At 70.1% G+C, this 22,644-nt stretch carries 11 protein-coding genes; 6 read left to right on the top strand and 5 right to left on the bottom strand.

What is annotated here, in order from left to right; translation table 11 throughout:
- The first annotated feature begins 184 nt into the window (after positions 1-184).
- The 3 genes from ACXAID_RS12900 to ACXAID_RS12890 all read left to right on the top strand — a co-directional run bounded on the left by ACXAID_RS12900 (position 185) and on the right by ACXAID_RS12890 (position 12,646).
- Positions 185-11,275, top strand: a complete 11,091-nt coding sequence (locus ACXAID_RS12900) for an SDR family NAD(P)-dependent oxidoreductase (RefSeq protein ID WP_475022613.1) — start codon at positions 185-187, stop codon at positions 11,273-11,275.
- A gap of 68 nt (positions 11,276-11,343) precedes the next feature.
- Positions 11,344-11,838, top strand: a complete 495-nt coding sequence (locus ACXAID_RS12895; protein ID WP_475022612.1) for a TspO/MBR family protein — start codon at positions 11,344-11,346, stop codon at positions 11,836-11,838.
- 16 nt (positions 11,839-11,854) lie between these two features.
- The gene (locus tag ACXAID_RS12890; RefSeq protein ID WP_475022611.1) at positions 11,855-12,646 is read left to right on the top strand and encodes an SDR family oxidoreductase; all 792 of its coding nucleotides are present in this window, start codon (positions 11,855-11,857) and stop codon (positions 12,644-12,646) included.
- A 2-nt stretch (positions 12,647-12,648) separates the two neighbouring features.
- Here the strand turns inward: ACXAID_RS12890 and ACXAID_RS12885 are convergent, their stop codons facing one another.
- Complete coding sequence (locus ACXAID_RS12885; RefSeq protein ID WP_475022610.1) at positions 12,649-13,770, bottom strand: NAD(P)H-dependent amine dehydrogenase family protein; 1,122 nt, start codon at positions 13,768-13,770, stop codon at positions 12,649-12,651.
- Between the two features lie 240 nt (positions 13,771-14,010).
- Between ACXAID_RS12885 and ACXAID_RS12880 the strand changes: the two genes are divergently transcribed.
- A complete protein-coding gene (locus tag ACXAID_RS12880) occupies positions 14,011-15,846 on the top strand; it encodes an acyl-CoA dehydrogenase (protein ID WP_475022609.1) in 1,836 nt (611 codons plus the stop codon).
- A 260-nt stretch (positions 15,847-16,106) separates the two neighbouring features.
- Here the strand turns inward: ACXAID_RS12880 and ACXAID_RS12875 are convergent, their stop codons facing one another.
- Together ACXAID_RS12875 and ACXAID_RS12870 are read right to left on the bottom strand one after the other, a co-directional pair.
- Complete coding sequence (locus tag ACXAID_RS12875) at positions 16,107-17,039, bottom strand: TIGR03564 family F420-dependent LLM class oxidoreductase (RefSeq protein WP_475022608.1); 933 nt, start codon at positions 17,037-17,039, stop codon at positions 16,107-16,109.
- Between the two features lie 130 nt (positions 17,040-17,169).
- Complete coding sequence (locus tag ACXAID_RS12870; protein WP_475022621.1) at positions 17,170-18,456, bottom strand: acetyl-CoA C-acetyltransferase; 1,287 nt, start codon at positions 18,454-18,456, stop codon at positions 17,170-17,172.
- Positions 18,457-18,641: 185 nt separating this feature from the next.
- Between ACXAID_RS12870 and ACXAID_RS12865 the strand changes: the two genes are divergently transcribed.
- Together ACXAID_RS12865 and ACXAID_RS12860 are read left to right on the top strand one after the other, a co-directional pair.
- Positions 18,642-19,994, top strand: a complete 1,353-nt coding sequence (locus ACXAID_RS12865) for a 3-oxoacyl-ACP reductase (RefSeq protein WP_475022607.1) — start codon at positions 18,642-18,644, stop codon at positions 19,992-19,994.
- Positions 19,995-20,031: 37 nt separating this feature from the next.
- The gene (locus tag ACXAID_RS12860; RefSeq protein WP_475022606.1) at positions 20,032-20,889 is read left to right on the top strand and encodes a MaoC/PaaZ C-terminal domain-containing protein; all 858 of its coding nucleotides are present in this window, start codon (positions 20,032-20,034) and stop codon (positions 20,887-20,889) included.
- On the opposite strand, the gene ACXAID_RS12855 is transcribed toward ACXAID_RS12860, so the two are convergent.
- Both ACXAID_RS12855 and ACXAID_RS12850 read right to left on the bottom strand, forming a co-directional pair.
- Complete coding sequence (locus ACXAID_RS12855; RefSeq protein ID WP_475022605.1) at positions 20,886-21,521, bottom strand: TetR/AcrR family transcriptional regulator; 636 nt, start codon at positions 21,519-21,521, stop codon at positions 20,886-20,888. The two genes, ACXAID_RS12860 and ACXAID_RS12855, sit on opposite strands and share 4 nt — an antisense overlap.
- 79 nt (positions 21,522-21,600) lie before the next feature.
- On the bottom strand, positions 21,601-22,644 hold a 1,044-nt coding region (locus ACXAID_RS12850), incomplete at its 5' end, for a glycoside hydrolase family 3 N-terminal domain-containing protein (RefSeq protein WP_475022604.1).

Genomic DNA, 22,644 nt, shown 5'->3' with positions numbered 1-22,644 from the left:
TTCCGAATACTGCCCCGGCGGCCGCCCCAGACCGGCAATACCACCCATCGCGCGATCAACATACCCAACGTACGCTCGCCTTTGCCCCCGCCTGCCCGAACCGGTGCGGGGCGACGTCACACGGAGATCGAAACGACGTGCAATAGTATCCGTCGACGTTGATCTAGGCGGGGAGGGAAGCCGAATGGTATCCGTCGAAGGTCGGCCGAACTCTCGCTTCGCCATCGTCGGTTATGCCGCACGTTTTCCGGGCGCCGAGGATGCCGACGACTTCTGGGACCTGCTGCGTGAGGGGCGCGAGGCGGTGTCCGACGTGCCGGCCGACCGCTGGAACGCCGACGACTTCTTCGACCCCGAACCCGGGGTTCCCGGCAAGGTGGTGACCCGCCGGGCCGGCTTCGTCGAGGATGTGACGGGCTTCGACGCGCCGTTCTTCGGCATGTCGACGCGCGAGGTCCGGCTGATGGACCCGCAGCATCGACTGCTGCTGGAGACCGCGTGGCGCGCGGTCGAGCACTCCGGGACCGCCCCGACCGAGCTGGCCGGCTCCAACACCGGGGTGTTCGTCGGCCTGGCCACCCACGACTACCTGGGAATGGCCTCCGACGAACTGACCTACCCCGAGATCGAGGCCTACATGGCCATCGGGACCTCGAACGCCGCGGCGGCCGGGCGGATCAGCTACCGGTTGGGGCTGCAGGGGCCCGCAGTCGCCGTCGACACCGCGTGCAGTTCGTCCCTGGTGGCGATCCACCAGGCCTGCCAGGCGCTGCAACTCGGCGAATGTGACCTCGCCCTGGCCGGCGGAGCGAACGTGCTGCTCACCCCGGCGACGATGATCACGTTCTCCAGCGCGCACATGCTCGCCCCCGACGGCCGGTGCAAGACGTTCGACGCCGCCGCCGACGGCTACGTCCGCGGCGAGGGCTGCGGCGTCATCGTCGTCAAGCGCCTCGAGGACGCGATCCGCGACGGTGACCGCATCCGGGCCGTGATCCGCGGCAGCGCGATCAACCAGGACGGCGCATCGGGGGGCCTGACGGTGCCCAACGGGGTGGCCCAGCAGCGGGTGATCGCCGATGCGCTGAAGCGCGCCGACCTCGAACCCGGCGCCGTCGGCTACCTGGAGGCGCACGGCACCGGCACCTCGCTCGGCGACCCGATCGAGGCCCAGGCCGCGGGCGCGGCGTTCGGCGCCGGGCGCGAACCCGACCGGCCGCTGCTGATCGGGTCGGCCAAGACGAACATCGGCCACCTCGAGGCCGCCGCGGGTATCGCGGGTGTGCTCAAGGTGGTGCTGTCGCTCGAGAACGAGGCCCTGCCCAAGCACCTGCACTTCGAGACCCCGTCGCCGCACATCCCCTGGGACCGGCTCCCGGTCGAGGTGGTCACCGAGACCATCCCGTGGGAGCGCAGCAGCCGGCCCCGCATCGCCGGAATCAGCTCCTTCGGTTTCGCCGGGACCAACGCGCACGTCATCCTCGAGGAGGCGCCGGTCGCGCCCGACCTGCCGGTGACACCGCCGCAGCCCGACGTCGACACCGGGTCCCGGTTCAGCATCCTGCCGCTCTCGGCGCGGACTGGAGCCGCACTGCTGCAGGTCGCCGATCAGTACCGCGACTGGCTGGCCGCACACCCGCAGGCCACCCTCGACGATGTGTGCTTCACCGCCGGTACGGCGCGATCGCATCTGGAGCATCGGGCCGCGCTGGTGGCCGACTCCCGCGAATCCGCCGTCGAGTTGCTCGGCGCACTGGCCGACGACCGGCCGGCACCCGGACTTGTTCGGGCCGAGTCCCACGAGCCGCCGAAGACGGCCTGGCTGTTCACCGGGCAGGGCAGCCAGTACCCGGGGATGGCCAGACAGTTGTACGCCGCCGAGCCGGTGTTCGCCGAGACGCTCGACCGGTGCGCCGACGCCGTCGCCGACGTGCTCGAAAAGCCCTTGCTGGACGTGATTTTCGCGGCGGACGGCCCGGAAGCCGAGGACACGCTGCGGCAGACGTCCTACGCGCAGCCGGCCCTGTTCGCGGTGGAGACGGGTTTGGCGCGGCTCTGGCAGTCGTGGGGTCTGCAGCCCGACGTCGTGCTGGGCCACAGTGTCGGACAGTATTCCGCGGCCTGTGTGGCGGGCGTGTTCAGCCTCGACGACGGTGCGCGGTTGATCGCCGAACGCGGCCGGCTCTTCGGCAGCCTGCCCAGCGGCGGGCGCATGGTCGCGGTGTTCACCGCCGCCGCCCGTGTCGAGGCCCTGACCGATGAGTTTCCGAGGCTGTCGGTCGCGGCGTACAACGGAGCCAACACCGTCCTGTCCGGCCCCGCCGAGGATCTGGAGCGGGCCATCGCCGGGCTGGCCGCCGACGGTGTCCGATGCGACTGGCTGGACACCAGCCATGCGTTCCACTCCGAGCTGCTGGATCCGATCCTCGAGGAATTCGAAACCTACGCAAGGCAGTTCACGTTCAACGAGCCGCAGCGGATCCTGATCGACAACCGCACCGGTGCTGCGCTCGGCCGCAGCGTCAGGCTCGACGCCGCCTACTGGCGCAGGCATGCGCGCCAGCCGGTGGAGTTCGCCAAGAGTGTGGCCACCCTCGCCGACCTGAACTGCCGGCTGCTCCTCGAGATCGGTCCCCGGCCGGTGCTGACGGCCGCGGCCCTGGGCGCGTGGCCCGACCCGGCCAACGCTCCCCGGGTGATCACCTCGCTGCGCCCGACCGCCGCCGACCACCGGCAGATCACCGAAGCCCTCGCCGACGCCTACGTCCTGGGCCACCTGCCCGACTTCGCCGCGCTCCGCCGGCCCGGCGCCCGCAAGCTCGATCTGCCCACCTATCCGTTCGAGCACCGCCAGTACTGGTTCTCCGACAGCCGGGGCCACACCGACCGGCTCGAGCACCCTGAACAGTCCGCATCACGCACCGAAGCGGTGCGTCTGCTCGAAGACGGCCGGCTCACCGAGCTCGCCGCGCTGATCGACGGTGACACCGCCGACCGGCACACCCTCGATGTCCTGACCAAGCTCGCCGCCCGGAACAACGACCAGCGGTCGGTCCAGGCCATCGCCGACGACCGCTACGAGATCCGTTGGGAGAAGTCGGCGCCGGCCACCTCGGGTGCCGAAACCGGCACCGCGCCGTCGTGGGTGCTGATCGCCGACGACGCCGAGTCGATCGCCCCGCTGACCGAGGTGCTGACCGCCCGCGGGCAGCGGTACCAGATCATCGGCCTGCCCGTTTCCGACGACGAGCAGCATGCCCTCGCCGATTCGCTGCGGGAAGCCGGTTCCACACCGGGACATGAGCTTCGGGTGGTGGTGACATCGGCCCTCGAGGGCGACACCGCACCCACGATGCGGTCGCTGCTGCGGATGCAGCACCGGGTCCTGGCCGGCACCCGGCGCCTCTTCCGCGCCGCGGCGGCGGCGGAATCGCGCCTCCCCATCTGGCTGGTGACCCGGGGCGCACAACGGGTGACCGACACCGACGCGGTCTCACCGGATCAGAGTTGCGTGTGGGGATTCGGTCGCGCCGCCTCGCTGGAGCTGCCGCAGCTGTGGGGCGGCCTGGCCGATCTGGACGAGGGCACCGCCGCCGAGTGGTCGGCGGTCGTCGACCGGATCACCGCCCCGCGTGGCGCCGGCCCGACCGAGGATCAGTTCGCGGTGCGCGACCGGGTCGTCCATGTCCCACGGCTGGTCCGCCGCGCCGGGGATCCGAGCACCACGGCACTGTCCCTGCGCGATGACGCCACCTACCTGGTGACCGGCGGTCTGGGGTCGATAGGCCTGGAGGTCGCCGGCTACCTGGCCGCACACGGCGCCGGGCATCTGGTGCTGACCGGTCGTCGGGCACCCGGCGAAGCCACCCGCGAACGGATCGACGCGCTGGCCGCGCTGCACGGTTGCCAGATCCGGGTGGCCGCCGCCGACGTCGCCGATGCCCACGACGTCGCCCGCCTGCTGACCACCGTGGCGGCCGAGCTGCCGCCGCTGGCCGGCGTCGTGCACGCCGCCGGCGAGATCGGAACCACCCCGCTGGCCGACCTCGACGATGCCGAGGTGGACCGTGTCTTCAGCGGGAAGGTCTGGGGCGCATGGAATCTCAGTGAGGCGGTCGCCGACCTGCCGCTGGACTTCTTCGTCTCCATCTCGTCGATCGCCTCGGTGTGGGGCGGATTCGGCCAGACCGCCTACAGTGCCGCCAATGCGTTCCTCGACGGACTGGCCTGGCGGCTGCGCTCACGGGGCGTCCCCGCGCTGAGCGTCAACTTCGGCCCCTGGTCGGCGGGTATGGCCGATGCCGAGTCACGAGCCCGGCTGGATCGACGCGGAATCCGGACGCTGTCCCCGGCCGATGCGCTCACCGGTCTGGCCGACGCGATGGCCGGCGCCCCCGCCCAGGCCGTGGTCGCCCGGGTCGACTGGGCCCGTTTCCTGCCGCTCTACCAGCAGGCCGGACGCCGGGCGTTCCTGGCGGAGCTGGAGCGTGGCGTCGCCGACCAGCTGACGGCCACGACCCCGACCGTGTTGCCGTCGGGCAGGACCCCGCTGGTCGAAACGCTGACCAACGCTCCGGTGCAGCAGCGCACCAAGTTGCTCACCGACTACCTGCGCGACGCGGTCGCCGAGATCACCCGGGTGGACGCCGCCGAGATCCGTGAGGACGCCGGGTTCTTCGACCTCGGCATGGATTCGTTGATGGCCGTCGAACTGCGCCGCCGCATCGAGCAGGCGGTGGGAGCCGAGATCCCGGCGACCCTGGCGATGGATCACCCGCGGTTGTCCGACGTCGCCGACTATCTGCTCGGCGACGTGCTGGGGCTGCGCGACGAGGCTGCGCCCGGTCCGGGCGCCAGGCCGGTGGCGGCGGCACCGATCCGCACCGACGACCCGATCGCGATCGTCGCGGTGTCGTGCCGATTCCCCGGGGCGCCCGACCCGGAAGCCTTCTGGGAGCTACTCTCCGGCGGTGTCGATGCGATCCGTGAGGTCCCCGAGGACCGATTCGACATCGACGAGTTCTACGACCCGGATCCCGACGCGCCGGGCAAGACCTACACCCGCTTCGGCGGATTCCTCGACGGCATCGACGGATTCGATCCCGAGTTCTTCGGCATCTCCCCGCGTGAGGCCGTCTGGATCGAGCCCCAGCAGCGGCTGATGCTCGAGACGGTGTGGGAAGGCCTGGAGCGGGCCGGGTACGCACCGTCCTCGCTACGCGGCAGCCGAACCGGGATCTTCACCGGCGTGGCCGCCAACGAATACGCCCATCTGCTGTCGGCGGAGTCCATCGACAAGATCGAACCGCACTTCATCACCGGCAACGCACTCAACGCCATCTCGGGCCGGGTCGCCTTCGCGCTCGGACTCGAGGGGCCGGCTGTCGCGGTCGACACGGCGTGCAGCTCGGCGTTGGTGGCCGTGCACCAAGCCTGCCAGGCATTGCACTCGGGGGACTGCGATCTGGCGGTGGCCGGCGGGGTGAACGTCCTGCTCAGCCCGGTCACCGTCGTCGCCGCGTCCCGGGCGAGGATGCTCTCCCCGGTCGGGCGGTGCAAGACGTTCGACGCATCGGCCGACGGCTATGTGCGCAGCGAGGGCTGCGGTGTGCTGGTGCTCAAGCGGCTCAGCGACGCGGTGGCCGACGGCGATCGGATCAGCGCGGTCATCCCCAGCAGCGCGGTGAACCAGGACGGCGCCTCCAGCGGTCTGACGGTGCCCAACGGTGGCGCTCAGCAGCGCCTGATCGCCGCCGCACTGTCTCGTGCCGGCCTGACCGGCGGGGACGTCGACTACCTGGAGGCACACGGGACCGGCACCCCGCTCGGCGATCCTATCGAGGTGCAGGCGGCCGCGGCCGCCTACGGCGGCTCGCGGGACGCCGACCGGCCGTTGCTGATGGGTTCGGTGAAGACCAACATCGGCCACCTCGAGTCGGCCTCGGGGGCAGCGGGTCTGATCAAGGTCGTGCTGTCGCTGCAGAACTCGTTGCTGCCGCAGAGCCTGCATTTCGACAACCCGTCAACGCACATCCCGTGGGATTCGCTGCCGGTGCGCGTCGTCGGCTCGGCGACTCCGTGGCAGGCCAACGGCAGGCCGCGCCGGGCCGGGGTGAGTTCGTTCGGGTTCACCGGCACCAACGCCCACGTGCTGATCGAGGAGGCACCCGCCGAATCGGTCGCCGGTGCGGTAGTCGAGTCACCCGAGACGCCGTCGGGCCGGGCGCAGCCGCCGGTCAACGTGCTGGCGCTGTCGGCGCGTTCACCCGAGGCGCTGACGACCCTGGCGCAGCGCTATGCCGCGTGGCTGGACGCCCATCCCGACGCGGACCTCGCCGACGTGTGCCTGACGGCCGGCACCGGCCGTTCGCACTTCGAGCACCGCGCCGCACTGGTCGTGGATTCGGTGCAGGCCGCCCGCGATGGCCTGGCTGAGCTGGCCGAAAACCGTTCCCGCCCAGGAATCTTGCGCGGCGAGCACACGAACCGCCCGACGACGGCGTGGCTGTTCACCGGGCAGGGCAGCCAGTACCCGGGGATGGCCCGCGAGTTGTTCGACACCGAGCCGGTGTTCGCCGAAACGGTGACCGAATGCGCCGACGCGGTCGCCGACGTGGTGGCCCATCCGCTGCTGGAGGTGCTGTTCGCCACCGACCGGGAAACCGGCGGCAAGGCCGGTGAGAGGCTGCGGCACACCTCTTTCGCGCAGCCCGCGCTGTTCGCCGTCGAGATGGGGCTGGCGCGGCTTTGGCAGTCCTGGGGCATCGAACCCGACGTGGTGCTCGGGCACAGTGTCGGCCAGTACGCCGCGGCGTGCGTGGCCGGTGTCTTCAGCATCGGCGACGGTGCCCGGCTGATGGCCGAGCGCGGCCGGATGTTCGGCAGCCTGCCCGCCGGCGGCCGGATGGTGGCCGTGTTCGCCGATGCCCAGCATGTCGAGGAGGTCGCCGCGGGGTACCCGCGGGTGTCCGTCGGCGCCTACAACGGCCCCAACACGGTGCTGTCGGGTCCCGGGGAGGACCTCGAGAAGATCGTCGCCGCGTTCGGCGAGGACGGGATCAGATGCACCTGGCTGGAGACCAGCCACGCCTTCCACTCCGAACTGCTGGATCCGGTGCTCGACGAGTTCGAGTCGTACGCAGCGCAGATGCAGTACGCCGCTCCCCGGCTGCCGCTGGTCTGCAACCGCACCGGCGCCGTGCTCACCACCCAGACCCCGCTCGATGCGCACTACTGGCGGCGCCACTCCCGGCAGCCGGTGCAGTTCGCCGAGAGCGTGCGCACGGTGGCCGCGCTGGGCTGCTCGGTGCTGATGGAGATCGGTCCGCAGCCGGTGTTGACCGGTGCGGCCGTGCAGGTCTGGCCCGAGCACCTGGCCGCGCCGCGGGCCGTCGTGTCGCTGCGCAAGGGTGTCGGCGACCGGCGTCAGATCGCCGACGCCCTGGGCGCCGCCTACGTCAGCGGTCACCGCCCCGATTTCGCCGCGCTGCACCGGCAGCCCGGCCACCGACTGGAACTGCCCACCTATCCCTTCCAGCGGCGCCGCTTCTGGCCCAAGGCATCCAGCGTCACCGTGGACGGATCCGGCGGTGGCGGCGCCTCCTCGGGGATCCTGGGCGGCGCCAAGGACCTCGCCTCCGGCGACACGGTCTACACCAGCCGGCTGTCGGTCCGGTCGCAACCGTGGCTTTCCGATCACGTCATCTACGGCACCGTCGTGGTCCCGGGGGCGACCTATGCCTCGATGGCACTGGCCGCGGTCGGCGCCCCGGCACGGGTCAAGGACGTGTTCTTCTATGAGCCGATCATCCTGCCCGAGAAGAGTTCCCGTGAAGTGCAGCTGACCCTGCATCCGGTGGACGGCGGGAAGGACGGCGAATGGACCTTCCAGGTGCACAGCCGGCCGTTCGGCGAACGCGGTGCCGAGTGGTCGCTGAACGCCGACGGCACAGTCCTGGGCGGTGTCGAGGACAGCGCCGCAGCCGGTGCGCAGCCCGCCGCCGAGCAGGCCGACGCGGTGGAGGAGGCGATCGAGCGGTGCACCCGGATGCGCCCGCAGGAGTTGTTCGACACCTTCGCCGACATGGAGCTGTCCTGGGGGCCGACCTGGTCGGGCTCGCTGAAGTCCTTGTGGCTGGGCGAGGGCGAGGCGATCGGAGACATCCTGGTCGGTGAGGAACTCGCCGAACAGCTCGGCACCGAGCCGATGCACCCGGTGCTGATGGACCTGTGCACCGGAGTCGCCTTCCCGGCGTTCCCGGCCCTGCTCGCCGCCGAGCAGGGCGTCAACGACCTGTTCCTGCCGCTGCGCTACGGGCAGGTGGCGCTGGCCGAACGCATGCCGCGGCGCTTCTACTGCCGCGCCACCTGGCACACCAGCAGCCTGGACAGCGAAACCCAGGTCTTCGACCTCGACTTCCTGGATCGCGACGGGCGGAACCTGGGCGGAATCCGCGAGTTCACCGTCAAGCGCGCACCCCGCGAGGCGCTGCTGCGCGGCCTCGGCGGCGACGCCACCCGGCTGCTGTACACCGTCGGCTGGCATGAGGTGGCACCGCCGGAGATCGGCGCCGACACGACGGCCCCTGCCGGCACCTGGCTGATCGCCGGTTTCGATGAACTGGCCGCCGAGGTCCCCGGCTGCATCCCGCTCGACCGCACCCTCGACGCGCAGTCGCTGGGCGAGGCACTGGCCGACGCCCACGAGCGCGGGCTGCCGTTCTCCGGGGTCGTCTGGCGCAGCACCACCGCGCCGCGGGCAGCGGAGTCGGGCGCCGAGGTCGCCGCGCGGCTCGAAGCCGAGATCGCCGATCTGCTCGGCGCCGTGCACACGGTGCAGCAGGGTGAGGTGAAACTGCCGGGCGGCGTGTGGCTGGTCACCGAACACGCGGTGGCCTGCGAGTCCGGCGAGCAGGTCGATCCGGTCCAGGCGGCGCTGTGGGGCTTCGGCCGCACGGCGATCAACGAGGAGCCGGCGCTACGTTGCCGGCTCCTGGACTGCGACGGATCGCCGGAGGCCGTGCAGGCGGTCGCCGGCATGCTCGCCGCACCGCCCGATGAGCCCGAACTGACGCTGCGGCAAGGCAAGCTGCTGGCCTCGCGCCTGGTCCCGTGGGCCCGCAGCGGTCACCTCACCGTGCCGCGGTCGACCGACTACGTGCTGGCCCCGACCGAGCGTGGCGCCATCGACAACCTGCGGTTGACCGAAGCCGACGTCCCGGCACCGGCCGAGGGCTACGTGCAGGTCGGTGTGGAGGCCGCCGGCCTGAACTTCCGCGACGTGTTGAACGTGCTGGGCCTCTACCCCGGCGATCCCGGGCCGATCGGCGGCGACTTCGCCGGCGTGGTCACCCAAGTGGGTTCCGGTGTCACCGGACTCGAAGTGGGCCAGCGGGTGTACGGCTTCATGCAGGGCGCCTTCTCCAGCAGGTTCAATGTGCCGGCGCAGTTGGTGGCACCGGTTCCGGACGGGCTGAGCGCGGTGGCGGCGGCGACGATCCCCGCCGCGGCGTTGACCGCCCGGCTGGCCTTCGACTGGGCGCAGCTGCAGCCCGGTGACCGGGTGCTCATCCACGCCGCCAGCGGCGGCGTCGGACTGGCCGCCATCCAGATGGCACAGCAGCACGGCGCCGTCGTGTTCGCGACCGCGAGCACCTACAAGCGGGCCGCGCTGCGCGAGATGGGCGTCAAGTACGTCTACGACTCGCGGACAACGGATTTCGCCGACCAGATCCTGGCGGACACCGACGGTGCCGGTGTCGACGTGGTGCTCAACAGCCTGACCAACGAGGGGTTCATCGAGGCGACCGTGCGGGCCACCGCCCACAACGGCCGCTTCGCCGAGATCGCCAAACGTGACATCTGGACACCCGAACAGATGGCGCAGGCACGGCCCGACATCGACTATGAGATCGTCGCGCTCGACGTCACCACGCTGGAGAACCCCGAACACATCAAACGCCTGCTGACCGAGGTCTCCGACGGGATGGCCGGCGGCCAGTGGGCACCGCTGCCCGCCGAGATCTACCCCATCACCGAGGCCAGGGCGGCGTTCCGGCGGATGCAGCAGGCTCGCCACATCGGCAAGATCGTGCTGCAGATACCGCAGCCGCTGCAGCCCCGCGCCGACCGGAGCTATCTGATCACCGGCGGGCTCGGCGCCATCGGTCTGCACACCGCGGCGTACCTGGCACAGCTCGGGGCGGGCGACATCGTGTTGACCAGCCGCCGCAAGCCCGACGAGGACGCCCAGCGGGCCATCGATGAGATCACCGAGCGGCACAAGTGCCGGATCCACACGTTCTGTGCCGACGTCGGTGACCGAACCGAGGTCGCCGAACTGCTCGACCGTGTCCGCGCCGAGCTGCCCCCGCTGGCCGGGGTCATCCATCTGGCCGGCGTGCTCGACGATGCGCTGCTGGCTCAGCAGAGCGTGGAGCGGTTCCGGACGACGTTGGCGCCCAAGGCGTTCGGCGCCTGCCATCTGGACCAGCTGACCACCGACGACGACCTGGATTTCTTCGTCGTGTCCTCGTCGGTGTCCAGTGTGTTCGGTTCGCCTGGTCAGGCGAACTACGCGACGGCCAATGCGCTGCTCGACGGCCTGGTCGCGCGTCGACGGGCACAGGGCCTGCCTGCCACCGGGGTGAACTTCGGTCCGTGGGCCGAGGGCGGCATGGCCTCGTCGGAGGCCGCGCGCGCCAATCTGGGCGCCCAGGGTCTGGCCCCACTCGCCCCGGCCGCCGCGCTCAGCGCGCTGGCCGAGGTGATCGCCAACGGGACTGGGCAGGCCACCGTGGTCAAGGCCAACTGGCAGCGCGCCGCCAAGCTCCTCGGTGCCGCGCGCCCGCCGATTCTCGATCTGGTGTTGCCCAGCGCCGCCGGCGAGGCGACCGGAGACAGCGAGCTGCTGCGGCAGCTGCAGGAGATCCCGGTGGGCCAGCGCGCCGGTTTCGTCACTGAGTTCCTGCAGCGCGAGGTGCAGAACTTCCTGCGGCTGGCCCAGCCGCCGGCGGCCAGCAGCCGCTTCCTGGACCTGGGCACCGACTCGCTGATGGCGATCGAACTGCGCAACCGCCTGCACAGCCAGTTCGGGGGTGCGTTCACCATCAACGCCACCGCGGTCTTCGACTATCCGACCATCGGGGGGCTCGCCGAGTACCTGGTGGCACAGCTGCCGGATGCCGCACCCGCCGAACCGGCCGCCGATGTCGAATCCGCGGAGCCGGCCGCTGGGGAACAACCGCCCGCCGCGGAATCCGAATCGCCGGGCTGAGCTGGACCGCTCCCCGTCACCGAATGATCAGATCTTCCGGGCGGGGTGCTGCGGTACGGTGACAGACCATGGTGGCCGACAGCGCGCGTACCCGCTCGAAATCGCTGTTCGCCTTGGCGATCTCGGTGCTCGCCGTGGTCGTGGCCTCGGCTCTCGGCGGGCTGGCGACCGCCAGCGCCGCCGAGGAGTACGGACGCCTCGAGCAACCCGGTTGGGCGCCGCCGTCCTGGGTGTTCGGCCCGACCTGGACGGTGCTCTACCTGTTGATGGCGGTCGCCGCCTGGCTGGTGTGGCGGGCCGGGCCGTCGCCGCGATGCCGGCGGGCACTGGTGCTCTACACCGTGCAACTGGTGCTCAACGCGGCGTGGACGCCGCTGTTCTTCGGTCTGGGCTGGCGCGGGGTGGCGTTCTTCGAGCTCAGTGCGCTGTTACTGGTGCTGATCGGCACGGTGGTCGCGTTCTGGTGGGTGGACAGGATCGCCGGTGCGATGCTGGTTCCCTACCTGGTCTGGAGCGCGTTCGCGTTGTCGCTCAACTTCGCGGTCTGGCAACTCAACATGTGACGACAAGGAGATTCCGGTGAGGAAATCGGTGTTCATCACCGGTGCCGCGACAGGCATCGGCCGGGCGACCGCGCTGAACTTCGCGCGCCTGGGCTATTTCGTCGGCGGCTACGACATCGACGAGGACGGGCTGCGCACCCTCGAGGAGGAGATCGGCGCGTCCGGCGGCGCCGGGGTCGTCGGTCATCTCAACGTCACCGATGCAGCCGAGATGTCCACCCGGATCGGCGAGTTCGTCGCCGCCGCCGGCAACCGGCTCGACGTGCTGATCAACAACGCCGGCCTGCTCAGCGCCGGCGCCTTCGAAGACATCCCGCTGGCGGTGCACCATCGCGACATCGACGTCAACATCAAGGGCGTGGTCAACGGGTTGCACACGGCGTTCCCGCACCTCAGGTCCACCCCTCGGGCGACGGTGATCAACCTGGCGTCGGCCTCGGCGATCTACGGCCAGGCCGAACTGGCCAACTACAGCGCCACCAAGTTCTACATCAGAGCCATCACCGAGGCCCTCGACATCGAGTGGGCCGGCCATGGCATCCGGGTCATCGACATGTGGCCGCTGTTCGTCAACACCGCGATGACGCAGGGCGTCTCCACCGGCACCACGCAGTCGCTGGGCATCCGGTTGACCGCGCAGGACATCGCCGACGACATCGTCGCCGCGGTGGATGCGCCCCGGCTACGGCGGATCCTGCACCAGGTGCACTATCCGGTCGGGCGGCCGGCCAAGGCGCTGGCACTGGCGTCGCGGTTCTCCCCGGGCTGGCTGACCCGGCTGGCCAACAAGCAGTTGGCCCACAAGTAGCCTCAGCCGGCGGGGCTGGCCCAGCGCCCGGCCTCCACCGCGGAGGGCAGCGCGGGGTGCAGCGGGACGTCCAGCCCGTCGTAGATGCCCGGCAGCTGTCCGGCCAGCCAGGAGATCGCGCCGAGCAGCCGGTTGGCCGCGGTCGTGTTGCCGCCGTCGGCGCGGGTGCCGCCGGGAACGTCGGCGCGCACCACGATCGTCAACTGTGGATCTCCGTCGATGATGACCCGGTGGTCACCGGCGCCGCCGGTGCCGGCGTCGTCGGGTTGGGGCCAGTCCGGCGCGCAGGACGGGTGGATGCGGGTGATGTGTTCGACGACGACGCGCCGCTGACCTTCCGACCAGCCGACCACCTTGAGGAAGAACGCACCCTGGGTGCCTTCGTCGAAACCGCCCATCACGGTGTCGACCGACTTCTCCAGGCCGCGTCGCTCGATCTCTTCGGTGATCTCGTCGATCTCGATGCCCAGACCGCGCCCGATCAGCCGGATGTTGCCGCCCCACACCATGGTCGGGATGGAGGGCGCCAGCATCATCGGGACCGGGTCGTCGGGTCCCATCGGCGCCCCGAAGCCGCACAGCACCCGAACCGCATGTGGCTGGTCATAGGTGGAGTAGTCGAAGATCTCCTGGCAGCGGATGGTCCGGATGCGGGTGCACAGCCCCGCCGCCAGCACCGCCAGCGTGTCGTTGGCCCAGCCGGGATCCACCCCGCTGACCAACAGTGCGGCGCCGCCGGCTTCGGCGGCCGCGGTGAGGCGTTGCACCCAGTCCGGCGGTGCCGAGCGCGGGTCGTAGAGCGAGTAGAGGGACGGAGTGACCACGTGGGCGCCGGTGCGCAGACAACGCTCGATGTCGCCGATCGCCTCCTCGGGCCGCACATCGCCGGAAGCCATGTAGGCGACCGCATCGCAGCCGGCCAGCACCGCGTCCACATCGGTGCTGGCAGCGATGCCGGTGTCGGAGTCGAGTCCGGCGAACGACGCGGCGTCGCGGCCCTGCTTGTCCTGCGAGGAGGTGATGACGCCGGTCAGCCGCAGCCCCGGAAAGGCGGTCAGGGACCGGATCGAGGTGGCGCCCATATTGCCGGTTCCCCACACCGCGACCCCGAGATCCGTCTGCATCCGAACACCATATCGGCTTGGACGTGACCATCATCACAAGCAGGTAAAATTGCTGCTCACAGCCGGTATTCAGGGCGATTCGCGGCCTCGGCCAACCGCTGGGTTGGTTAGCTAGTAGAAATTGGCCGCAGTCGTCTTGCGTTGAAGTTACCAGCCGGTATAGTTAGGCGCAGTTACTGGTGGGTAACTTATCCCGGAGTACCCAACCACAAGTGGCGTTCTCGATGAGGAGGAAACCCCGTGAGCCATTACAAGAGCAATGTCCGTGACCAGGTATTCAACCTGTTCGAGGTGTTCGGCGTCGACAAGGTCCTCGGTTCGGGCGCCTATGCCGACTTCGATGTCGAGACCGCCACCGAGATGCTGGGCGAGATGGCCCGCCTCGCCGAGGGCCCGGTCGCCGAGTCCTTCGAAGAGGGCGACCGCAACCCACCGGTGTTCGATCCCAAGACGCACGCCGTGACGTTGCCCGAAGGCTTCAAGAAGTCGATGCGCACGCTGCTCGAGGGCGGTTGGGACAAGGTGGGTCTGCTCGAGGAGCTCGGCGGCATGCCGATGCCCAGCTCGCTGCAATGGGCCCTGATCGAGCACATCCTGGGCGCCAACCCCGCGGCCTACATGTACGCGATGGGCTCGGGCATGGCGGAGATCTTCTACAAGAACGGCACCGACGAGCAGAAGAAGTGGGCCGTGCTGGCCGCCGAGCGCAGCTGGGGCGCCACCATGGTGCTCACCGAGCCCGACGCGGGTTCCGACGTCGGCGCCGGACGCACCAAGGCTGTCCAGCAGCCCGACGGCACCTGGCACATCGACGGGGTGAAGCGCTTCATCACCTCCGCCGACTCCGACGACCTGTTCGAGAACATCATGCACCTGGTGCTGGCCCGCCCCGAGGGCGCCGGCCCCGGCACCAAGGGCCTGTCGCTGTTCTTCGTGCCGAAGTTCCTGTTCGACCCTGAGACCGGTGAGCCCGGTGAGCGCAACGGCGCCTTCGTCACCAACGTCGAGCACAAGATGGGCCTGAAGGTTTCGGCCACCTGTGAGCTCTCACTGGGCCAGCACGGCACCCCCGCGGTGGGCTGGCTGGTCGGTGACGTGCACGACGGCATCGCGCAGATGTTCGACGTCATCGAGCAGGCCCGCATGATGGTGGGCACCAAGGCGATCGCCACGCTGTCCACCGGTTACCTGAACGCGCTGGAGTACGCCAAGAGCCGGGTCCAGGGTGCCGACCTGACCCAGATGACCGACAAGACCGCTCCGCGCGTCACCATCACCCATCACCCGGACGTGCGCCGGTCACTGATGACCCAGAAGGCCTACGCCGAGGGTCTGCGGGCGCTGTACCTGTTCACCGCGACCCACCAGGACGCCGAGGTCGCCAGGACGCTGCACGGCATCGACCCCGAGCTGGCGGTCAAGGTCAACGACCTGTTGCTCCCGATCGTCAAGGGTGTCGGCTCCGAGCAGGCCTACGCCAAGCTCACCGAGAGCCTGCAGACCTTCGGCGGGTCCGGCTTCCTGCAGGACTACCCGATCGAGCAGTACATCCGTGACGCCAAGATCGACTCCCTGTACGAGGGCACCACGGCCATCCAGGCGCAGGACTTCTTCTTCCGCAAGATCGTCCGCGACAAGGGTGTGGCGCTGGGCCACGTCGCCGGCCAGATCGAGGAGTTCGTCAAGGCCGAGACCGGCAACGGCCGGCTCAAGGCCGAGCGCACGCTGCTGGCCACCGCGCTGGAGGACGTCCAGGGCATGGCGGCCACGCTGACCGGCTACCTGATGGCCGCGCAGGAGGATCAGGCCAGCATCTACAAGGTGGGCCTGGGCTCGGTGCGCTTCCTGATGAGCGTCGGCGACCTGGTGATCGGCTGGCTGCTGGCTCAGCAGGCGGCCGTGGCGATCGAGAAACTCGACGCCGGCGCCAGCGGCGACGACCGCGCCTTCTACGAGGGCAAGGTCGCGGTGGCGTCCTTCTTCGCGAAGAACTTCCTGCCGCAGCTCACCAGCACCCGGTCCATCATCGACAACCTCGACAACGAGATCATGGAGCTCGACGAGGCGGCGTTCTAACCCTTCCGCGCCCTTCGTCCGCTCCGACCGAGACGCCCCCGGACTCTTCCCGGGGGCGTCTTGCGTTGCACACCGGCGACCCATTCGCGGAAAACCCTGGGATGCCGGCAGAAAAGGGCGGGTTCGGGAGGACAGTGGGCGCGTCTTCTTCATGGTGCGCGGCCGGCTTTCATCCCTTGCACGGCTCTTGGATGGTCACTCCCGAACCCGTCGTGTCAGCGATGCTACGCCTGTGACACCGATCACACCAGGGTTGGTTTTCAGCCGTCTGAACTGCACGCGAGCAGCAGCGCTCGGGTCCTGGCCCGGCCTTCGGCGGAGCCGTCGAACGGCGCGCCGACGAACTCGTCCACCCCGGCGCCGCGCACTTCGGCCAGGCGGTCGCGCACGGTGGCCTCGTCACCGATGATCGCGGCGTCCTCCGGACCCGAATACCCCTCCCGGTCGAGCATGGCCCGGTACGAAGGCAACGTGCCGTACATCGCGAACTGTTCGGCCGCCTGCTTGCGCGCCCCGTCCACATCGTCGGTGACCGCCACCGGCAGCGCCGCGACCACTCGCACCGCACTCTCAGAGCGCCCCGCATCGGCCGCCGCCTGACGCAGGGTCGGGCTGACGTGCCCGCCCAGGGTCTTCGGGCCGGTCATCCAGGTGCAGGTCCCCGCGGTGCGGCGGCCGGCCAGCCGAAGCAGCTGCGGCCCCAGCGCGGCGATGTAGACCTCCGGACGCGCAGCGCCCGGGATCATCAGAGCGCCGCGGGTGGTGACCGTCTGCCCGACCGCGTCGGCCGGCTCCCCGGCCAGCAGCGGCAGCAGACCGTCGAGATACTCGCCGAGCCGGCGCACCGGTTTGTCCCAGGGGATACCCCACATGCCCTCGGTGACCGCGGCGTGGGTCATCCCCAAGCCCAGCACGAACCGCCCGCCGGAGGCCAGGCTGACGGTCAGCGCCCGCTGCGCCATCTGCATCGGGTGCTGGTTCTGAATCGGCACCACACCGCTGGCCACCTCGATGGTGCCGACCTCGCGCAGCGCGATCGCCACGACCGTGAGCAGGTCGGGCTCGTAGGGCAGCTGGCTCATCCAGACCCGGCCGAAACCCTCGTCGCGCAGCTGGCTGAGGAACTCCACCGTGGCGTCGATCGGAGACCCCGGACCGAGGCCGGACAGCTGACCGAACATGCTGATCTGCATGCCCTGGACTCTAGACCCGAAAGGAAAAACCCCGTGTTGCCGTCGGGTCGGGGGGTCAGACGGCAACACGGAGCTATCCCATGTATCGACCGCCCACAGCGGGGCGTTACAGCTGCCGGGAAGAAATTTCTCAGGCCTCCAGAATGGCCGTGACGCCCTGGCCGCCGGCGGCGCAGACGGAGATCAGCCCGCGCACAGGGCGGCCCGTTTCGGCCTTCTTCTCGGCCAGCTGCTTGGCCATCTGGGCGACGATGCGCCCGCCGGTCGCGGCGAACGGATGCCCGGCGGCCAGCGACGACCCGTTGACGTTGAGTTTGGCGCGGTCGATGGAGCCCAGCGCCGCATCGAGACCGAGCCGCTCCTTGCAGTACTCCTCGGACTCCCACGCGGCCAGCGTCGCCAGCACGACCGAGGCGAAAGCCTCGTGGATCTCGTAGAGGTCGAAGTCCTGCAGGGTCAGACCGTTGCGGGCCAGCAGGCGCGGCACGGCGTAGGTCGGCGCCATCAGCAGCCCGTCGCGGCCGTTGACGTAGTCCACCGCGGCGGTCTGCCCGTCCACGAAGTAGGCCAGCACCGGAATCGACCGCTGCGCCGCCCACTCCTCGGAGGCCAGCAGGGCCGCCGACGCGCCGTCGGTGAGCGGCGTGGAGTTGCCGGCCGTCATGGTCGCGTCGCCGTTGCGCACCCCGAACACGGGCTTGAGTTTGGCCAGCTTCTCCGGTGAGGAGTCCGCACGCATGTTGTTGTCGCGGTAGAGCCCGAGGAACGGGCTGACCAGATCGTCGAAGAATCCGCGGTCGTAGGCGGCGGCCATGTTGCGGTGGCTGGCCGCGGCCAGTTCGTCCTGGTCGACCCGCTTGATGCCCATCTCCTTGGCGGTGATGGCGGCGTGCTCGCCCATCGACATACCGGTACGCGGTTCGCTGTTGACCGGGATCTCCACCCCGACCGAGGCGGGCAGCTTGCCCACCAGCTTGAGCCGGTCGAGGTTGGAATCGGACCGGCGCAGCCCCAGCAGCACCCGGCGCAGGTTGTCCCCGAAGGCGATCGGCGGGTCCGAAGCGGTGTCCACGCCACCGGCGGCGGCGGCCTCGTAGCGACCCATCGCGATGCCGTCGGCGGCCGCGATGGCGGCCTGCAACCCGGTTCCGCAGGCCTGCTGCAGGTCGAACGCCGGCGTGTAGGAGGACAGCGCGCTGCCCAGCACACACTCGCGCATCAGATTGAAGTCCCGGCTGTGTTTGAGCACCGCGCCGCCGATCACCGCGTCGAGCTTGGCGCCCTCGAGGCCGAAGCGCTCGGCCAGACCGTCGAGCACGGCGGTGAACATGTCCTGGTTGGACGCGTGCGCGTAGGCGCCGTCGGCACGCGCGAACGGAATCCGGTTACCTCCGAGGATGGCCACTCGGCGGGTCATCTTGCTGTCAGCCACGTCTGCCTCCCGGCGTCGCGAGGATCGTTGAGGTGTCGAGGGTCATACTACCCACCGTTCTTACTCTGGAGTAAGTTCGTGATCGACACGACAGTCGGGTACCCAACACCCAGCCGTGACCAACGCGGCACGAAAATCCGTGCACCTCGACTCTTGCGAAAGGCAGCGCTGTGGCTTCCGATCTCCTGTCCCAAGTCGTCAACTCCGGCCCGGGCTCCTTCCTGGCCCGCCAGCTCGGCGTCCCGCAGCCCGAACCGCTGCGCCGCTACCGCCCCGGCCAGGAACCGCTCCCCGGTTCCCTGCTGATCGGCGGTGACGGCCGCGTCGCCGAGCCGATGCGGGCCGCGCTGGCCGACGACTACGAGGTCGTCGGCGCCAACCTCGGCGGTCGCTGGGCCGACTCGTTCGGCGGCCTGGTGTTCGACGCCACCGCCATCACCGAGCCCGCCCGGCTCAAAGAGCTCTACGAGTTCTTCACACCGGTGCTGCGCAACCTCGGCCACAACGGCCGCGTCGTGGTCGTCGGCACCACCCCCGAGGAAACCGATTCGGTCCCCGAGCGAACCGCGCAGCGAGCACTGGAAGGTTTCACCCGATCCCTGGGCAAGGAACTGCGCCACGGCTCCACGGTCGCCCTGGTCTACCTTTCCGCCGCCGCCAAGCCCGCCGCCACCGGCCTGGAGTCCACCCTGCGCTTCCTGCTGTCGGCGAAGTCGGCCTACGTCGACGGTCAGGTGTTCCACGTCGGCTCCGCGGACTCCGCACCACCGGCCGACTGGGACCGGCCGCTGGACGGCCGGATCGCGCTGGTCACCGGCGCCGCCCGCGGCATCGGGGCGACCATCGCCGAGGTCTTCGCCCGCGACGGCGCCCAGGTCATCGCCGTGGATATGGACAGCGCGGCCGACGCACTCGCCGAACTGGCCACCAAGATCGGCGGCACCGCGCTGACCCTCGACGTGACCGCCGCCGACGCGATCGACCGCATCACCGAGCACGTCGACCAGCACTACGGCGGCAAGCTCGACATCCTGGTCAACAACGCCGGCATCACCCGGGACAAGCTGCTGGCCAACATGGACGAAGCACGCTGGGACAGCGTGCTGGCGGTGAACCTGCTGGCCCCGATGCGGCTGGCCGAAGGACTGGTCGGCAACGGGACCATCGGGGTGGGTGGCCGGATCATCGGGCTGTCGTCGATGGCCGGTATCGCCGGCAACCGCGGACAGACCAACTACGCGGCCACCAAGGCGGGCATGATCGGGCTGACCGATGCGCTGGCCCCGGTGTACGCCGAGAAGGACATCACCATCAACGCGGTCGCGCCCGGGTTCATCGAGACCAAGATGACCGAGGCGATTCCGCTGGCCACCCGGGAGGTGGGCCGCCGGCTGAACTCGCTGTTCCAGGGCGGCCAACCGGTCGACGTCGCCGAAGCCATCGCCTACTTCGCCAGCCCGGCCTCCAACGCCGTCACCGGAAACACAATCCGGGTCTGCGGCCAGGCCATGCTGGGGGCGTGAGACACATGAGCGAAGCTTGCGAGCGAATCGAGGGGACATGAGCGAGGGCGCACAGCCGTCCGGGCTGAAGAATCTGCTGCGCGCCGCGGCCGGTGCACTGCCGTTCGTGCCGCGCGGCGACAGCCTGCCCACCCGCACCCTGACCGTCACCGATCTGCCCATCGATCCCGATCACGTCGCCGCCTACGCCCACCTCACCGGCCTGCGGTTCGGCGACGCGGTCCCGCTGACATACCCGTTCGCGCTGACGTTCCCGACGGTGATGTCGCTGGTGACCGGCTTCGACTTCCCGTTCGCGGCAATGGGTTCGGTCCATCTGGAGAACCACATCACCCAGTACCGGCCGATCTCGGTCGCCGACACCGTGGACGTGGCGGTGCACGCCGAGAACCTGCGCGAACACCGCAAGGGCCTGCTCGTCGACATCGTGACCGACGTCAAGGTCGGCAACGACACCGCCTGGAACCAGGTGACCACGTTCCTGCATCAGCAGCGGACCAGCCTGTCCGACGAGCCGAAGCCACCGCCGGAGAAACAACCCAGGCTGGGACCCCCGAACGCGGTGCTGACCGTCACCCCGGGCGAGATCCGCCACTACGCGTCGGTCGGCGGCGACCACAACCCGATCCACACCAACCCGGTGGCCGCCAAACTGTTCGGATTCCCGACGGTGATCGCGCACGGAATGTTCAGTGCCGCTGCCGTGCTGGCCAACATCGAGGGGCAGCTGCCCGACGCGGTGTCGTATTCGGTGCGATTCGCCAAGCCGGTGGTGCTGCCCGCGCGGGCGGGGCTGTACGTCGAACGGGACGGGCCCGGCTGGGAGTTGACCCTGCGGCACCTGAAGAAGGGGTACCCGCACCTGACCGCGAAGGTCGCCCCGCTCACGCCCTAGTGGCCGCGAGCGGCCAGGTCGGCCTCCGACGGCGCACCGTCGGACGGGGCGCCCTTGAGACCCCGCCAGAACAGATTGATCATCAGTTCGGCGGCCTCGTCGACGTCGGCGTCGCCGCTGCTGACCCGCGAGGCCACCGCCTCACCCGCCCCCACGAGCGCGACGGCCATCATGTCGAAGTCGGTGTGCGGGCCGGGAAACCGGGTTCCGGTGCGCAGCAGACGGCCGACCAGGTCGATGATCCGTTCCCGGCCCTCCCGCACGGTGTGGGCGAACCGCTGGGAACTGGTCGCCTGGGTGTAGAGCACCATCCAGGACGCCCGATGCTCGTCGATGTAGCGCAGGAACGCGAGCACCGCGTGCCGAAGCAGATCCTTGGGCGGCTCGTCGAAGTCGAGTTTGTCGCGGACCTCATCGACGAACCTGCGCAACTCCCGGTCCAGGCAGGCACCGAACAGTTCCTCTTTGGAGCCGTAGTACAGGTACAGCATCGGCTTGCTGATCTGCGCCTCGGCCGCGATCGAATCCATCGAGGTCTCGTGGTAGCCGTTCACCGAGAAGATCTGCACGGCGGCGTCGAGCATCTGCTGCTCACGCACGGCACGGGGCAACCGCTTGGTACCACCTGCCATGCCTGAGCCTTCCTGAGCGGGCCTTTCCGGGCGGAAAGGCGACGTCCTCCCTACCCCAGGGTAAGCAGCAGATGACGAATCAGCCGCCACAGCGCGGCGACGGGCCCTTCATCGCCGCCACCCGGTGCGCCGACGCGTCGACGTTGGGCAGCGTCAACTCGCCCGCCGCGACCGCCTCCTCGAGGCGGTCCAGCACCGCGGGCACCTCGCCGCTGCTCACCCACAGCGCCACATCGGCGCCGGCCTGCAGCCCGCGCAGCACCGCGTCGGGCACCCCGAACCGGTCGCTGACCGCGCGCATCCCCGACAGATCGTCGGTGAACACCGGCCCGTTGAACGGCACGCCGCCGTAGTCACCCGAGCGCAGCAGCGCATAGGCGGCCGGGCTCAGGCTGGCCGGCTCGCTGCCGGTCAGCCCCGGGACCTGCATGTGGCCCACCATCACACCGACCGGCGCCTGCGCGGCCAGCGTGCGGTACGGCACCAGATCGTCGGTGAGCAGCTGATCCAGCGGCGGGGTGACGACGCCCCCGGTGTGCGAGTCCCCCGAGGCGCGGCCGTGGCCGGGGAAGTGCTTGAGCACCGGCAGGACGCCCGCATCGCGCAGGCCCTGGGCGTAGGCGCCGGCGAAGTCGGTGACCACGGTCGGGTCCGACCCGAACGAGCGGTCCCCGATCACCGTGCCGTCCGGCGCGCCGGTGACGTCGACGACGGGCGCGAAGTCGACGGTGATGCCGAGGTTGCGCATCTGGCGGCCGCGCTCGGCGGCGATCTGGCGGACCTCCTCGGGGGTGCTGGTCTGGGCCAGCACGCGGGGGGCGGGCTGCGAACCGATCAGACCCGACAGCCGCGACACCCGGCCGCCTTCCTCGTCCACACTGACCGCCAGCGGCAGCGGCCCCGCGCCGGCGGCGATGTCGGCCAGCGAGCCGTCGGAGAGCATGGACAGATCGGTCCAGCTGCCGATCATGATCCCGCCGACGTGGTGGGTGTCGGCCACCGCGCGCGCGTCGGCGGCACCGGTCACCCCCACCATGAGCAACTGGGCCAGCTTGTCCCGCGTCGTCAGGGACGCCACGACGGCGTTCGGGTCGCCGCAGGCCGGTGCCGCGGGGACCGGCGC

Source organism: Mycobacterium sp. ABE4_509, assembly GCF_056160785.1.
The sequence above is the reverse complement of the archived record's forward strand: the minus strand, read 5'-3'. Positions and strand labels throughout refer to the sequence as shown.